Origin of the sequence: Pedobacter yulinensis (assembly GCF_003029735.1) — a bacterium.
Taxonomy (GTDB): Bacteria; Bacteroidota; Bacteroidia; order Sphingobacteriales; family Sphingobacteriaceae; genus Pedobacter; species Pedobacter yulinensis.
In genome coordinates this window covers 950,101-965,704 of sequence record NZ_KZ686269.1, presented here as the reverse complement: position 1 = coordinate 965,704, position 15,604 = coordinate 950,101, and the positions used below count along the sequence as shown (strand labels likewise).

Annotated in this window: 10 protein-coding genes; 7 read left to right on the top strand and 3 right to left on the bottom strand. The window is 51.6% G+C overall.

Annotation, left to right across the window (positions count from 1 at the left end):
• Entirely contained in the window at nucleotides 1–840 is an 840-nt protein-coding gene (locus tag C7T94_RS11615) for an MBL fold metallo-hydrolase (protein ID WP_107216084.1), read from the bottom strand.
• 113 nt (nucleotides 841–953) lie between these two features.
• Nucleotides 954–2,342: a dihydrolipoyl dehydrogenase gene (lpdA, locus tag C7T94_RS11610; protein ID WP_107215490.1), complete on the bottom strand. Its 1,389-nt coding sequence runs from the start codon at nucleotides 2,340–2,342 to the stop codon at nucleotides 954–956.
• Between the two features lie 479 nt (nucleotides 2,343–2,821).
• On the opposite strand from lpdA, the gene C7T94_RS11600 reads away from it, so the two are divergent.
• Nucleotides 2,822–5,974: a TonB-dependent receptor gene (locus C7T94_RS11600; RefSeq protein WP_107216083.1), complete on the top strand. Its 3,153-nt coding sequence runs from the start codon at nucleotides 2,822–2,824 to the stop codon at nucleotides 5,972–5,974.
• A 111-nt stretch (nucleotides 5,975–6,085) separates the two neighbouring features.
• Nucleotides 6,086–8,194 carry a prolyl oligopeptidase family serine peptidase gene (locus C7T94_RS11595; RefSeq protein WP_239494997.1) on the top strand — a complete coding sequence of 703 codons (2,109 nt, stop codon included), beginning with the start codon at nucleotides 6,086–6,088 and terminating at the stop codon, nucleotides 8,192–8,194.
• 57 nt (nucleotides 8,195–8,251) lie between these two features.
• Here the strand turns inward: C7T94_RS11595 and C7T94_RS11590 are convergent, their stop codons facing one another.
• Nucleotides 8,252–9,373, bottom strand: coding sequence for a trans-sulfuration enzyme family protein (locus C7T94_RS11590; RefSeq protein WP_107215488.1), 1,122 nt, complete (start codon nucleotides 9,371–9,373; stop codon nucleotides 8,252–8,254).
• 169 nt (nucleotides 9,374–9,542) lie between these two features.
• Between C7T94_RS11590 and C7T94_RS11585 the strand changes: the two genes are divergently transcribed.
• From C7T94_RS11585 to mutS, 5 genes are all read left to right on the top strand, one after another.
• Nucleotides 9,543–10,034 (top strand): lipocalin family protein, encoded by a 492-nt coding sequence (locus C7T94_RS11585; protein ID WP_107215487.1) that lies wholly within the window; start codon nucleotides 9,543–9,545, stop codon nucleotides 10,032–10,034.
• A gap of 297 nt (nucleotides 10,035–10,331) precedes the next feature.
• Nucleotides 10,332–11,525 (top strand): aminofutalosine synthase MqnE, encoded by a 1,194-nt coding sequence (gene mqnE, locus C7T94_RS11575; RefSeq protein ID WP_107215485.1) that lies wholly within the window; start codon nucleotides 10,332–10,334, stop codon nucleotides 11,523–11,525.
• 5 nt (nucleotides 11,526–11,530) lie between these two features.
• Entirely contained in the window at nucleotides 11,531–12,154 is a 624-nt protein-coding gene (locus tag C7T94_RS11570; protein WP_107215484.1) for a histidine phosphatase family protein, read from the top strand.
• Nucleotides 12,155–12,161: 7 nt separating this feature from the next.
• On the top strand, nucleotides 12,162–12,890 hold the full coding sequence (locus tag C7T94_RS11565) for a menaquinone biosynthetic enzyme MqnA/MqnD family protein (protein ID WP_107215483.1): 729 nt from the start codon (nucleotides 12,162–12,164) through the stop codon (nucleotides 12,888–12,890).
• A gap of 130 nt (nucleotides 12,891–13,020) precedes the next feature.
• Nucleotides 13,021–15,597, top strand: coding sequence for a DNA mismatch repair protein MutS (gene mutS / locus C7T94_RS11560; RefSeq protein WP_394341000.1), 2,577 nt, complete (start codon nucleotides 13,021–13,023; stop codon nucleotides 15,595–15,597).
• The last annotated feature ends 7 nt before the right edge of the window (nucleotides 15,598–15,604 follow it).

Genomic DNA, 15,604 nt, shown 5'->3' with positions numbered 1-15,604 from the left:
TTACAGGTCGGCGAGTGAGAAAAACTGGTCCGCGCGTATACCTTTCTCAGCGTTCTGCAGTGTGCAGCATTCGTTGACAGGGTCGTGCTCAAAAAACAGGATGTAATTACCGGCCACTGCTTCTTCCAGGAAAGCCTGTTTTTCCTGCAGCGTTTTTAGTGGAAACATATCGTACGCCATCACATAAGGCAGGGGAATATGACTGGTAGAAGGCAGCAGATCGGCCATAAATACAAGCGTGTAGTTTTTATACCGGAGCTGGGGCAGCATCATGGCATCCGTATGGCCAAAAACATAGCGCACGTCGATGTCCGGATGGAAACCGGCACCTTTTTCCTGATCCAGGAAGTTCAACTGCCCGCTTTCACGAATGGGCAGGATATTTTCTTTCAGAAACGATGCCTTTTCCCTCGCGTTTGGTTCGGTTGCCCACTTCCAGTGCTGCTCATTACTCCAGAAACGGGCATTTTTAAAGGCGGGAACCAGCCGGGTGCCCTGTCGTTCTATCGAGCCGCCGCAGTGGTCAAAGTGCAGGTGCGTCAGGAAAACATCGGTAATATCATCCCGGTGAAAACCCAGCTTACCCAGTGATCGGTCTAAAGTGGCATTTCCATGCAGGTCATAGTGACCGAGAAATTTATCGTCCTGCTTGTTCCCGATGCCATTGTCGACCAGGATCAGCCGGTTTCCGTCCTCAATGAGCAGGCAGCGCATGGCCCAGGTGCAGCGGTTGTTTTCGTCGGCAGGGTTGCTTCGCTGCCAAAGCGTCTTGGGAACAACGCCGAACATGGCGCCGCCGTCGAGTTTGAAGAAGCCGGTATCGATCGTATAAAGTTTCATGCGGAAACGGTTTGTATGAAACAAACATACAAATTTTAGCATTGCCTGCGCCGAAACATAAAAAGCCCTTCCGCGTCTGCGAAAGGGCTTTTTTTACAAAGTATTCGTTCCGGTTACAGGTGGATAACCTCACCGTAGGCATCGGCCGCAGCTTCCATGATCGCTTCGCTCATGGTTGGGTGCGGGTGTACCGATTTGATCATTTCATGACCGGTTGTTTCGAGCTTGCGCGCTACGACGATCTCAGCAATCATCTCGGTTACGTTGAAACCGATCATATGCGCACCCAGCAACTCGCCGTACTTGGCATCGAAAATAAGTTTAACAAACCCGTCTTTTGCACCGGCTGCGCTGGCTTTACCAGAAGCAGAGAAGGGAAATTTACCAATCTTAAGCTCATAACCAGCTGCCTTGGCTGCTTTTTCGGTATAACCTACAGAAGCAATTTCAGGCGTACAATAAGTACAACCCGGTATGTTGTTGTAATTGAGCGGTTCAGCGTGCTGACCGGCAATCTTTTCAACGCAGATAATGCCTTCTGCTGAGGCCACGTGGGCGAGTGCCTGACCCGGAACCACATCGCCAATGGCATAGTAGCCTTTCACAGAAGTATTGTAGTATTCGTCAACGACGATTTTTCCTTTTTCGGTTTTGATACCGGTTTCTTCCAGGCCGATGTTTTCGATGTTTGCAACGACGCCCGCGGCCGAAAGAACGATCTCGCACTCCAGCGTTTTCATGCCTGAAGGTGTTTTGACCTGTACCTTGCAGCCTTCACCGGCTGTGTCTACAGATTCAACGCTCGAAGAGGTCATAACCTCTATGCCTGCTTTTTTGAAATTGCGCAGCAGCTGTTTTGATACGTCTTCGTCCTCGACCGGTACGATATTCTCCATAAACTCAACCACGGTTACCTTGGTACCCATGGTCGCATAAAAATAGGCAAACTCAACGCCGATGGCACCTGAGCCAACAATTACCATCGATTTCGGGAGTTCCGGGAGTACCATGGCCTGGCGGTAACCGATTACTTTCTTGCCATCCTGTTTCAGGTTCGGCAATTCTTTAGACCGCCCGCCGGTGGCAATGATAATGTGTTTGCCGGTTACCTCTTTCTGGCTGCCGTCGGCACCTTTGACTTCTATCTTATTACCGGGTTTCACTTTACCCGTGCCCATGATCACTTCGATCTTGTTCTTTTTCATCAGGAACTGAACGCCCTTACTCATGCCATCGGCAACGGCCCGGCTGCGTTTCACAACAGCGGAAAAATCAGCTGTAGCTTCTGCGGTCTGTATACCATAATCGGCGGCATGGTTGATGTACTCGAATACCTGGGCGCTTTTCAGCAGCGCTTTGGTCGGAATACAACCCCAGTTGAGGCAGATCCCGCCAAGGGATTCCCGTTCAATGATCGCGGTTTTCAATCCGAGCTGAGAAGCCCTGATCGCGGCAACGTAACCACCGGGACCGCTTCCTAATACAATAACGTCGTAGTTCATACTTCTATAAAGGAATAAAGTTTTAAACTATAGCGGCAACAGGCAGCCGATAGTTTTGCCAAAATTATAAAAAAATGTGGTTATGCAGTGAAGCAGGCCAGGGGCTCGTGTTTAAAGATGCGGTGCGCCGGCTACTGAACAGTGCACAACCAATTGAAAACATGCGTATTATGTTTCCTATCTCAAGCGCATGCCAGGCTAAAAAGAAGCTTGTGCGACATAAAAATCTACCTTTCGCAGACACAAACCCGCCAGGCAACTGTACAGCTGGCATGGCAGTACAAATAGCCTGTAATTATGTGTGATAAAAAGCTGAAATACAGGACTGTCTCCGGCCTGTTAAATGTGGAAAAAATTGACACGACTTAACAATAATTTAATAAATCAAAATTTCACATGCGTTGAATTATCTCTACCTTTGCGGCGGTATGAAAATGTACCAGGAAAGAACAACAAAACTATTCATTAAAAAAACAAGTATGAACAAATCTTTACTAGTCAAATTTCTGGTAATTGTGCTTGCTTTCGTGGGGGTTATAACAGGCGCAGAGGCCCAGGTTACGACTTCTTCCATGACGGGTACGGTTAGAGAGGGCACAAACCCGCTTCCCGGCGCAACGGTTAAGGCGGTGCACGAGCCGACAGGCACGCGGTACGTTGTAACGACCAATGCAGAAGGTCGATTCAGCATTGCCAACATGCGTGTGGGCGGGCCTTATTCTGTTGAAGTAAGTTATGTAGGCTACGAATCGGCCAAGTTTTCGGGCATTTCGGTCAAACTCGGCGAGCCGTTTGCCCTGAACGCAGAACTGAAAGACAATGCAAGTCAATTACAGGATATTGTTGTAACCGGTCAGCGTGACCCGCTGATGAACAGCAAGCGCACTGGTGCGGCAACGACTGTAAATGAAGAGCAGATCAAAGCGCTTCCAACCCTGAACAGAAGCCTCCAGGATTTCACCCGTTTAACGCCGCAGGCAAACGGAAACTCATTTGCCGGCTCAAGTGGCAAATTTAACAACCTGACTATCGATGGTGCGGTGAACAATGACGTTTTCGGTCTGACCTCATCAGGTCTTCCCGGCGGTAACGCAAACACCCAGCCTATTTCCCTTGATGCGATCCAGGAAATTCAGGTCGTTCTTGCTCCTTACGACGTTTCTTATGGCAACTTTACCGGTGGCGGCATCAACGCTGTTACCCGTTCAGGTTCAAACAAGGTAGAAGGATCTGCCTATTTCTTTGGCCGGAACGAAAGTATCGTTGGTAAAAATTCGCTTGGGGAAAAAGCAAGTGACTTTTACAACACGCAGTACGGTTTCCGTATCGGTGCGCCAATCGTTAAAGACAAGCTCTTTTTCTTCGTAAACGCCGAGCAGGTTAAAGTTCAGCAGCCCACCCTGTTTAATGCAGGCGACCCTAAAGGTGTTGTAAAACCGGCTTCCGTTGCAGACGTAGACGCGCTGGCCGCTTATGTTCAGAACCGGTATGGTTATGCCATTGGTTCGACTGCTGCCATTCCTGCAGAGACCAAAAGCGACAAAATTTTTGCACGCCTGGACTGGAACATCAATGACAAGCACCAACTGACCCTTCGTCATAACTACATCAATGCGTATGACGATAACATCAGCAGAACAGGCTCCCTGTTCCGCCTGGAGAACAATACCTATCAGTTTAAAAACAATCAGAATGTCAGCGTAATCGAATTGCGCTCGCAGTTCAATTCAAACCTGTCTAACAACCTGATCGTCGGTTATTCACGCATCCGTGACCGCCGGGCCTCTATCGGTCAGCTTTTTCCTCAGGTCGAAATCCAGAACTGGGCAGGTACCTCAGGTTCGACCCTGCAATTCGGTTCAGAACGCAGCTCGACCGCAAACGAACTTGACCAGGACATTATCGAGTTTACAGATAACCTGAAACTGCTTGTAGGTAACCACACCTTTACCCTCGGTACCCACAACGAATTCTTCAAATTCCGCAACCTGTTTGTAAACAACTACCGCGGACGCTACCGTTTCGGAAGCCTGGCAGATTTTTATGCCAACAAGCCTTCTAACATCGACGTGGTTTACCCTGCGGTTGCCGGAACACTCCCTGCTGCTGCATTCAGCGCGGCTCAGATTGGCGGTTATTTCCAGGATGAAATCCAGGTTGTTCCTGAATTCCGCCTGACTGCAGGTATCCGTGTAGACGTGCCGATTTTTAACGATAAACCAGCAAACAACCCGGCTGTGGCAGCATCTTTCCCTGGTTATGGAACAGACAATATTCCAAGCGGACAACTTCTTGTTTCTCCAAGACTTGGTTTTAACTGGGACTTGACCGGCGACCGCTCGCTGCAATTGCGTGGTGGTTCAGGTTTGTTTACCGGCCGCGTTCCTTTCGTATGGCTGTCTAACCAGTATGGCAATACCGGTCTTGATTACAAGAGCATTTCATTGTCAGGTGCAGCAGCCAATACCGCTGGTTTCCAGCCTGACCCTGAAAAACAAGGTTCTGTGGGTAATGCGGGATCAACCTACCAGGTGAACCTGATGAGCCCTAACTTTAAGATTCCGCAGGTTTTCCGCAACAACATTGCAGCAGACTTCAAACTTCCGGGCGGCATTATCGGTACGCTTGAGGCCATCTATACAAAAAACATCAACAACATCCTGTATAAGGACCTGAACGTTCGCCCTTCTGTGGCAAACATCAATCCTGCACTGTCAGGCGGTAATGACACCAGGCCGTTCTATGGCTCGAAAGTTAGCAGCACCTATACCGGCGCTTACCTGCTCGATAACACAAGTAAAGGTTCTGCATACAGCCTGACGGCCGAGTTCAAGAAAGGGTTCAGCAATGGCCTGTTCGCTAGCGCGGCTTATACCTACGGCCAGTCTAAAGACCTGAACTCAGGAACAAGCAGCACTGCACAGTCAAACTGGGAATTTAACCAGATTGTTCGCAATGCAAATGATCCCGAACTGGCCTATTCACTTTACGACCTGCGTCACCGCATCGTAGGCAGTCTTTCTTATGCCATCAACTATGGTCGTGAGAAAGCAAGCGGCACCACCATCTCCCTGTTCTATGCAGGCCGCTCCGGGGCTCCGTTTACTTACCTGTATAATGGTGACCTGAATGGTGACGGTGCTACCGGAAATGATCTGCTTTACGTACCGCGTTCACAGTCAGAGATCAGGATTGTGAGCAATCTTACTGTACGTCAGCCTGACGGAACCAGCCGTGTGTACACGCCACAGCAGCAATGGGATGCCTTAAACAACTTCATTAGCAATGATCCTAACCTGAGCGGCATCCGCGGCCAGTACACACAACGTAACGGCAGCCGTTTACCATGGGAGCATGTTGTAGACCTTCGCGTCATGCAGGATATCGGCACCATGATCGGTACAACCCGCAACCGTCTGCAGATCTCTTTCGATATCTTCAACGTGGGTAACCTGATTAATAAAGAGTGGGGCCGCCAGTACAACTTCAGCAACAGTTCTTATCAGCTGATTTCTTACAGCAGTTCAGGTAGTTCTTTCACCTTTTCACCAGAAACACTGCAACCTGCTTACAACGAGTCGTTCTCGTCAAGATGGCAGGGGCAATTGGGTGTTCGGTACCTGTTTAACTAGACAAGTACGCACAACCATTACGGGAAGCCCCCGGCAGCAAGACAATTGCTCCGGGGGCTTTTCTTTTTGCAGAAACATATTTTGTTAAATTGCCGCCCTTAAACGAATCAGATGATGCCGCAGCGACTGACCTATCCAGCTACAAAAAAAAACGACCATGCCGATAACTACTTCGGAACCACCATTGCTGATCCTTACCGCTGGCTGGAAAATGACCATGCCGCCGATACGGCCGCCTGGGTAAAAGCCCAGAATGCGATAACTGATGCTTACCTGGACCAAATTCCTTTTCGCGGCCGCATTCTGAGCAGGCTTGTTGAACTTTCAGACTACCCGCGAGAAAGCGCAGCCCGGCGCGCGGGGAGGTGGCTGTTCTTTTCGCGCAACAGCGGCCTGCAGAACCAGGCGGTTCTTTACGTGCAGGACGGGGCGGAAGGAAAAGCGGAAGTCCTGATCGATCCGAACCAGCTGTCTGAAGATGGTACCATTGCCATTCAGGCCACCGCCTTTTCCAAAAACCAGCGGTACTTTGCTTATTCGGTTGCAGCATCGGGCAGCGACTGGCAGGAAATCCTGGTGCTTGATTTTCAGCGCAGGGAACTGCTGGCAGACCGGATCGAGCATGTCAAGTTCAGCGGCATAAGCTGGGCAGGCGACGACGGATTTTACTACAGCGGTTATGAACAGCCACGGGACGAGAAAACGAAATTCAGCGCCGTCAGCACACACCAGCGGGTCTATTACCACCGCATCGGTACTGCTCAGACAGAAGACCTGCTCATATACGAAGATCGCGACCACCCGCTTCGGTATGTGGACGCCAGCCTGACCGAAGACGAACGTTTCCTGGTCCTGCACATTGCAGAAGGAACAGACGGTACCGAGATTCGCGTACGTGACCTCCAGGATCCGCATTCTTCAGGTTTCAGGACCGTTGTTGCAGGTTTTGATACGAACGCGGCGATTATCGGAAACGTCGGCGACAAACTGATTCTTCAGACCAATGCCGCGGCGCCACGGTTCAGGGTGGTGCTGATGGACCCCCGGAAGCCGGACACAGCAGACTGGTCCACGCTGATTCCCGAAGCAACAGAGACGCTTACAGATGTGGCAACCGGCGGCGGTAAACTCTTTGTTTCCTATCTGAAAGACGCATCGACGCTGGTACAGCAGCACCGCCTGGACGGAACTTTGGAGCACCAGATCTCGCTGCCAGGCCCGGGCACCGCCGCCGGCTTTGGCTGCCGTGCGCACGAAGACTATTTCTTCTATACGTTCACCTCGTTCACATACCCGGCAACGGTTTTCCGGTACGATATTGCCACTGGTTTGTCTGCACTTTACAAAAGCCCTGAACTGCGGTTCGACCCCGAGGCATTCGAGACCAAGCAGGTTTTTTACCCGAGCAAAGATGGGACACTGGTGCCCATGTTCATTACCGGCAAAAAGGGAATCGAACTGGATGGGAACAACCCGACCATGCTATACGCCTACGGCGGATTCAATATTAACCTGACACCTGCCTTTTCCAGTTCAAATATCGTTTGGCTGGAACAAGGTGGTATTTATTGTGTGGCTAATCTGCGCGGAGGCGGAGAATACGGCGAAGACTGGCATCAGGCCGGCATGCTGGACCGGAAGCAAAACGTGTTCGATGATTTCATTGCGGCGGCCGAATACCTGATCGCCGAAAAATATACCCGGCCCGAAAAACTTGCCATCCGGGGCGGAAGCAACGGGGGGCTGCTGGTCGGCGCCTGCATGACGCAGCGGCCCGAGCTGTTTGCAGCAGCTATTCCACAGGTTGGGGTGCTGGATATGCTGCGTTACCACAAGTTTACGGTAGGCTGGGGCTGGGTAGTGGAGTACGGCAGCAGCGATACCGAAGCCCAATTTCGTTATTTACTAAGTTATTCGCCGTTGCACAATTTGAGGTCAGGAACTTGTTATCCTGCCACGCTCATTACTACCGCAGACCATGACGACCGGGTGGTTCCGGCCCATTCCTTTAAGTTTGCTGCGGCCCTGCAGGAAGCGCAGGGCTGTGCGGCTCCGGCTTTGATCCGTATCGACATCCGTGCCGGCCACGGCGCCGGAAAACCCACAGCAAAACTGATCGATGAAATGGCCGACATCTGGAGTTTTGTCTGGGCCAATACTGGCGGAATTGTGGTGCAGCCGCTTCAGGAACCGCCCGGCAATACAAAGTCGCTTCATTGACCGGGAGGTGTGGTAGTGCCACGCGGTAAGGCGTATGCAGTCAGCAGCAAGGGTCACCTAAAGCGCCGCGAGTGCCTGCTCCATGTCTGCGATCAGGTCGTCGATGTGTTCCAGGCCGACGGATACGCGCACGAGGTTTCTCGGTGTCTTCGATTCCGGGCCTTCAACAGAAAACCGGTGTTCGATGAGGCTTTCCACGCCGCCCAGGCTGGTGGCCTGCGCAAAAAGGTGCAGGCTGTTCACAAGTTTCCGGGCTGCCGTTTCCCCGCCGCTCAGCAGGAATGAAAACGTACCGCCAAAGGCCGACATCTGTTTTTTCGCAATTTCATGCTGGGGGTGATCTGCATGTCCGGGATACAGCACCGATTCGACCTGGGCATGTCCGCGCAGGAAACCGGCCAGCCGGGCAGCATTTTCACAATGCCCGCGCATGCGGTAACTCAGCGTCTTGAGGCTGCGCAGCAGCAGGAAACAGTCAAAGGGTCCGGGAACCGCGCCCCCGGTCTGCTGGATGTTCCTGATGCGTTCCCAGAAGCTATCTTTTTTAGCCGTGATCAAGACGCCGCCAAGCACATCACTGTGTCCGCCGATGTATTTTGTTGTGGAGTGCATGACAAGGTCGGCGCCGAACAGAATGGGATTCTGCAGCAGGGGCGAAGCGAAGGTGCTGTCGCACGCGAAAATGATGTTCCTTTCTTTTGCTAAAGCACTGATGGCGGCCAGGTCGGTAATTTTCAGCATCGGGTTTGATGGGGTCTCGACCCAGATCAGCTTCGTTTCGGGCCTGAGCGCTGTCCTAACCTGATCCAGGTCGGTCTGGTCAACGAAATCAAAAGCGAGGCTCTTATTAAAAATGGTTAACAGTTGTTTTTTGAAACCCCAGTACATATCGTCGGGGGCAATGATGTGGCTGCCGGGCTCTAGTGCCTGGAAGAGCGACATGCCGGCTACATTGCCCGATGAAAATGCTGCTGCATCTTCACCCTTGTCCAGCCCGGCCAACACCTGTTCCAGTGCATCACGGTTCGGATTGCTGACCCGCGAGTACATGTGCCCGCCCGGGTAACCCCCGTTTTCGTCCCTGAAAAATGTAGTGCTAAGGTTGATGGGCTGCGTGACATCGCCGGTTGCCGCTTTGTAAAGATTTGCCGCGTGGATGCTTAAGGTTTCGGGTTTCATAGCTTAAAATTTTGAGTCGCGGAACCGAAGCGGCCGCATACAAATGTATCGGCAAAAAACCAAAACCGCCTTTTTTTTGGCAAGATTTATGTAAAGTTCTGGTCAAACCGGCCGCATGTATTGCGCCCGGGACCTTTAACAAAAACATAAACACTTAAACGATTTGAAAATGAAAAAGATAGTGCTCATCATGGCGCTCGCCATCAGTGCCCTCACCATTCAAAGCTGCTCTACACAAAACGCCGCCAGTGCACCCGCTACTGTACGCCGCGGCAGTGTAATCGGCAACTGGGTGCTGAACGACATTACTTTTGAAGGAATTCCGTCGCAGGCGGTGCGCGGCCTTTTTGGCGAAAACTCGTATGCCTGTTTTACCGGCAGCACCTGGAACCTGACCAACAGCGGCAATGGCAGTTATACCTTAACCGGCGGCACCGGCTGTGCATCGGGAACGCAGAACATATTCTGGTCGGCCAGCCCGAATGATCAGACCTTCCAGTTCAAGAAATTAATGGAGGGACAAAAGGCAAAAGACATTACAGATGGCTATCGCCTGGTCCTTGTATCTGCCGACAAGCAGTCTATGGTACTGAAATCGCCGATCGAATACGGAAATGCAACCGCAAATGTGGTTCTCAACTTTACCCGCGCAGCAAAATAAAAGATGACCAAAAACAGGAAGCACCGCAAGGTGCTTTTTTTATGCCCTGTCTACCGGGGCGGATGCAGGTTTCCATTTACAGCAGCACAAGCCGGGCCATTCAGCCCTGATGGCAGCGGCAGCCCCGGCAGGGCCGGGCTACAGCGAACAGCAGGAATGACGCAGGTCTGTGCAGACAACTGTGCTTCTGGAAAAAGGGCCCCTTGCAGCCCATCCGGATAACATGACAAGCTTACAACAAAATGATAGGCTTTCAGCGCGATAATTGTATTTTTGCCGGGTACAATACACTTCAGTATGTCTTCAGTAACCACATTATCTCAACTGGTTCAGGATCCGAATCTTGATGAAACGTTAAAAATCATTGCCAAAAAGGTCGCAGGGGGCGAGCGGATCAGTGCAGAAGAAGGCGTTTACCTGTACGAGCACGGTGAACTGGCTTACCTGGGTATCCTTGCCAATTACATTCGCGAGCAGAAACACGGCGACAACACCTATTTTAACCGCAATTTCCACATCGAACCCACCAATCTCTGTGTGTACGACTGTAAATTCTGCTCGTATTCACGCCTGCTTAAACAGCGCGATGAAGGCTGGGAAATGAGCGTTGACGCGATGATCGAAACGCTGAAAAAATATGATGACGAGCCGGTCACCGAAGTGCACATCACGGGTGGCGTGGTTCCCAAGCAGAACCTGGATTTTTATGCCGAGTTTTTTCGCCGGGCCAAGGCGCACCGCCCGGAACTGCACATCAAAGCGCTTACGCCGGTCGAGTATTTTTACATCTTCAAAAAGGCCAAACTGAGCCATTATGAGGGTATGAAGTACCTGAAAGAAGCAGGTCTCGATTCGATGCCCGGTGGCGGTGCAGAAATTTTCCACCCCGAGGTGCGCGAAAAAATTGCCCACGACAAATGCAACGCCGAACAATGGCTCGATATTCATAAACAGGCGCACAGCCTGGGCATGCGTTCAAACGCAACCATGTTATACGGGCACATCGAGGCGTTCTGGCACCGCATAGACCATATGGAGCGCCTGCGCCAGCTGCAGGACGAAACCGGCGGTTTTCAGGCTTTTATTCCCCTCAAGTTTCGCAACCAGAACAACCAGATGGAAAATGTACCCGAGGTTTCTGTGATCGAAGACCTGCGAAACTATGCCATTGCGCGCATCTATCTTGACAATTTTGAGCACATCAAAGCGTATTGGGCCATGATAAGCCGCGAAACGGCGCAATTGTCGCTCAACTTCGGCGTGGATGACATTGACGGCACGCTTGACGATACGACCAAAATTTATTCAATGGCCGGTGCCGAAGAGCAGACCCCGGCCATGAGCACCCGCGACCTGGCCAACCTGATCAAACAGGTAAACCGGCGGCCAATTGAACGCGATACCCTTTACAACGTAGTTACCGATTATTCAGACTATGTTTTTGACGATGAGCCAAAGCCGCAGTATTACAAGCTGCCGGTCATTAACTGACATTCATGGATAAAGAACTTTACATCATCAGGCACGGCGAGACCGAACTGAACCGGCTCGGCATTGTGCAGGGCAGGGGAATCGACGCTGATCTGAACGACACCGGGCGTGCCCAGGCGAAGGCTTTTTTCGATACCTACAAAAATGTGCCTTTCGACAAGGTATATACGTCGACCCTGAAACGCACGCACCAGACGGTACAGGCATTTATTGACGCAGGCATTCCCTGGCAGCAGCTTTCCGGACTGGATGAGCTGGCCTGGGGCGAATGGGAGGGACAGCCAAATACCGAGGAAGCGAGGGAAGTATTCAGGCAGCTGGTCGAAGAGTGGCTAAATGGAAATTACGATGCGCGGCTGAAGGGTGGCGAAAGTCCGCAGGAAGTTGCCGGCCGTCTGCAGGAAGCCCTGCAGACCATCGCTGCCGCTGCCGAAGAAAAGACCGTGCTGGTTTGCATGCACGGACGCGCGCTGCGTATCCTGCTTTGCCTGCTGTCTGGCAAACCGCTGAACCAGATGGCCGAGTTTGCCCATGCCAACACCATTCTTTACCGGGTGTCGCTGAGCGGTGGGAAATATGACATCATTGATCCAAACAACAGCGATCACCTTCAACTTTTAACACCTTAATATACCTTTGGAAAAAATCCGCATCTCTGCAGTATCCTATACGAATACAAAACCTTTCATATACGGCCTTCAACGCGCAGCCATTCTCGATGACATGGACCTGCAACTGGATATCCCTTCAGATTGCGCCGCCAAACTGATTGGCAGACAAGTAGATATCGGTCTGGTCCCGGTCGCAGTTTTCCCGCTGGTGCCTGAAGCCAACATTGTTGCCGACTATTGCATTGGCTCTGATGGAGCGGTGAATTCAGTCTTTATTTTTAGCAAGGTGCCGGTTGAGCAGATCAGGACCCTGCGGCTAGACAGCCATTCGCGCACCTCTAACCAGCTTGCCCGGGTGCTGCTCAGATTTTACTGGAAACAGGAGGTACGCCTCGTTAACGGCGATACGCCGGCCGACGCCATGGTACTCATTGGTGACCGCACATTCGGCCAGGCCGGTAACCATGCCTATGCGTATGACCTGGGCCGGGAATGGAAAGCTTTTACGGGCCTACCGTTCTTATACGCGGCGTGGATCGCAAACCGCGATATCGATGCCAGCTTTAAAGCAGCATTCAATGCGGCATTGAAGTATGGTCTTGATCACCGCAAGGAGGTGATCACTGCGCTGCCAGACTACCCCGGCTTCGACAAGCATGACTACCTGATGCACAAGCTCGATTTTAACCTGACCAACGGAAAGCGGGAAGCCATGGGCCGCTTCCTGGAATACATCAGGCAGTTGGATGACTGAGCCGGTGTAAATCGTTGATAACCCTTCAAATTTTCCACATTAAGGGTCTGAACAGATTTTTGACGCTATCTTTAGGGTTTTCGTAAACGCATATATTTTGGCAAAGAGCACGACAAAAGAGACGCCTTTAATGCAGCAATACAATGCCATCAAGGCGAAGTATCCCGGCGCGCTGCTGCTGTTCCGTGTCGGCGACTTTTATGAGACCTTCGGCGAAGACGCAGTAAAAACCGCCCAGATACTTGGGATCGTGCTGACCAGGCGGGCCAATGGGGCGGCCACGCACATCGAGCTGGCCGGTTTTCCGCATCACTCCCTTGACAACTATTTGTCAAAATTGGTTCGCGCGGGCCAGCGTGTAGCGATCTGCGACCAGCTTGAAGATCCCAAAACAACCAAGACCATTGTAAAACGGGGCGTAACTGAACTGGTTACGCCGGGGGTAGCGTACAGCGACAACATCATCAATCAAAAAAGCAACAACTACCTGGCCTGTGTATTTTTTGATAAAACGCAGGCGGGCGTTTCCTTTATTGATATTTCTACCGGCGAGTTCCTGCTTGCACAGGGCAGTACGGCATATATAGACAAGCTGCTTCAGGGTTTCAAACCCAATGAGGTTATTTTTCAGAAATCCAGGCGCGCGCATTTTTTGGAAGCATTCGGCGATAAGTTTTACACGTTCGGCATGGACGAGTGGCCCTTTACCACCGATTATGCCAACGAAGTACTGACCCGGCACTTTGATGTGAATTCATTAAAGGGCTTTGGCATTGAAAAACTGCAGGCCGGCATTGTGGCCGCTGGAGTTGCCCTGCATTACCTGGGCGAGACCGAGCATCGTAACCTGCAGCACGTGACCGCGCTGACGCGGATCGAAGAAGACCGGTACATGTGGCTTGACCGGTTCACCATCCGCAACCTGGAGCTCATCAGCAGTGCCAATGACAACGCCGTTACCCTGTTCGATGTACTCGATCAGACCGTTACGCCTATGGGCGCACGCATGCTGCAGCGCTGGATTGTGATGCCACTTAAAGAACTGCAGCCAATTACAGAGCGGCTGGAGATCGTAGATTATTTTGTGCAGCATAGCGGACTGAGGGAAGACCTGATCGGCCGCATCCGACAGATCGGCGATCTGGAACGCCTCATTTCAAAGGTTGGTCTGCAGAAAGCCGGTCCGAGGGAGCTGGTACAGCTTAAACGGTCGCTGCAGTGCATCGAAGACATCAAAGCTTTGCTGGCCGATCACGAGCATGCGTTTCTTGGTAAATTTGCAAAGGCACTTGATCCCTGCAGCGCGCTGCACCAGCAGATCGGGCGGGAATTGCAGGACGATCCGCCTGCCTTGCTGATCAAAGGGAATGTAATTGCAGACGGGGTAGATGAAGACCTGGACAAGTTGCGCAAGATCGCATTCGGAGGTAAAGATTACCTGGTCGAACTGCAGAAACGAGAGGCTGAGAGCACGGGTATTCCATCGCTTAAAATTGCCTTTAACAATGTGTTCGGTTATTACCTGGAGGTAACACATACGCATAAGGACAAGGTTCCCGACAGCTGGATCCGTAAACAGACGCTGGTCAATGCCGAGCGTTACATTACACCAGAACTGAAGGAATATGAAGACCAGATCCTGGGTGCGGAAGAAAAGATCCAGCAGATTGAGCAGCGCCTTTATGCAAAATTACTGCAAGATGCTGCCCGGTTCATTAAACCGGTACAGCAAAATGCCCTGTTAACGGCGCGGCTTGACTGCCTGCTGTGTTTTGCCTGCCTGGCAGAAAAAAATCACTACGTAAAGCCTGTGGTAACCGGCAGCAAGGTGCTCGACATTAAAGGCGGCCGGCACCCGGTTATTGAAAAGCGGCTGCCGGCGGGCGAGGAGTACATCACGAACGATGTTTACCTCGACAACGAGTCACAGCAGATCATCATTATTACCGGGCCGAACATGGCCGGTAAGTCTGCCCTGCTCAGGCAAACGGGCCTGATCGTGCTGATGGCACAGATGGGCTGCTTTGTTCCGGCCAAAGCGGCAGCCGTTGGTCTGACCGACAAAATATTTACGCGTGTCGGCGCTTCCGACAACCTGTCGTCGGGCGAGAGTACGTTTATGGTCGAGATGAATGAAACGGCCAGCATCCTGAACAACATTTCAGACAACAGCCTCATCCTGCTGGATGAGATTGGGCGTGGTACGAGCACTTATGACGGTATATCAATTGCCTGGGCCATAGCAGAGTTCCTGCACCAGCAGGCACACGTGCGGCCCAAGACCCTTTTTGCAACCCATTACCATGAGCTGAATGAGCTCTCGGCGACCATGCCGCGCATCAAAAACTTCAATGTGTCGGTCAAGGAAATGGGCAACAAGGTCATTTTTCTGCGCAAACTTGTACCCGGTGGCAGCGAACACAGCTTTGGTATTCATGTAGCAAAAATGGCCGGGATGCCGCCGCGTCTTGTGCAGCGTGCCGGCGAGATCCTTAAAAAATTGGAAATAGACCGTACCGAAGGGCAAAGCATCAAAGACAGCATTAAAAAAGTCCAGAACCAGGCTTACCAGCTGCAAATGTTTACGGTAGATGATCCCGTACTGATCAAAATCCGCGACAGCCTCAATAATCTTGACGTAAATGCGTTAACACCGGTAGAGGCCTTGCTGAAGCTCGACGAGATCCAGCGCCTCATTAAAACCTGACAACGCG

Coding starts and splice junctions, on each gene's coding strand:
- C7T94_RS11615 (WP_107216084.1), bottom strand. CDS start 840: ATGAAACTTTATACGATCGATACCGGCTTCTTCAAACTCGACGGCGGC.
- lpdA (WP_107215490.1), bottom strand. CDS start 2,342: ATGAACTACGACGTTATTGTATTAGGAAGCGGTCCCGGTGGTTACGTT.
- C7T94_RS11600 (WP_107216083.1), top strand. CDS start 2,822: ATGAACAAATCTTTACTAGTCAAATTTCTGGTAATTGTGCTTGCTTTC.
- C7T94_RS11595 (WP_239494997.1), top strand. CDS start 6,086: ATGATGCCGCAGCGACTGACCTATCCAGCTACAAAAAAAAACGACCAT.
- C7T94_RS11590 (WP_107215488.1), bottom strand. CDS start 9,373: ATGAAACCCGAAACCTTAAGCATCCACGCGGCAAATCTTTACAAAGCG.
- C7T94_RS11585 (WP_107215487.1), top strand. CDS start 9,543: ATGAAAAAGATAGTGCTCATCATGGCGCTCGCCATCAGTGCCCTCACC.
- mqnE (WP_107215485.1), top strand. CDS start 10,332: ATGTCTTCAGTAACCACATTATCTCAACTGGTTCAGGATCCGAATCTT.
- C7T94_RS11570 (WP_107215484.1), top strand. CDS start 11,531: ATGGATAAAGAACTTTACATCATCAGGCACGGCGAGACCGAACTGAAC.
- mutS (WP_394341000.1), top strand. CDS start 13,021: ATGCAGCAATACAATGCCATCAAGGCGAAGTATCCCGGCGCGCTGCTG.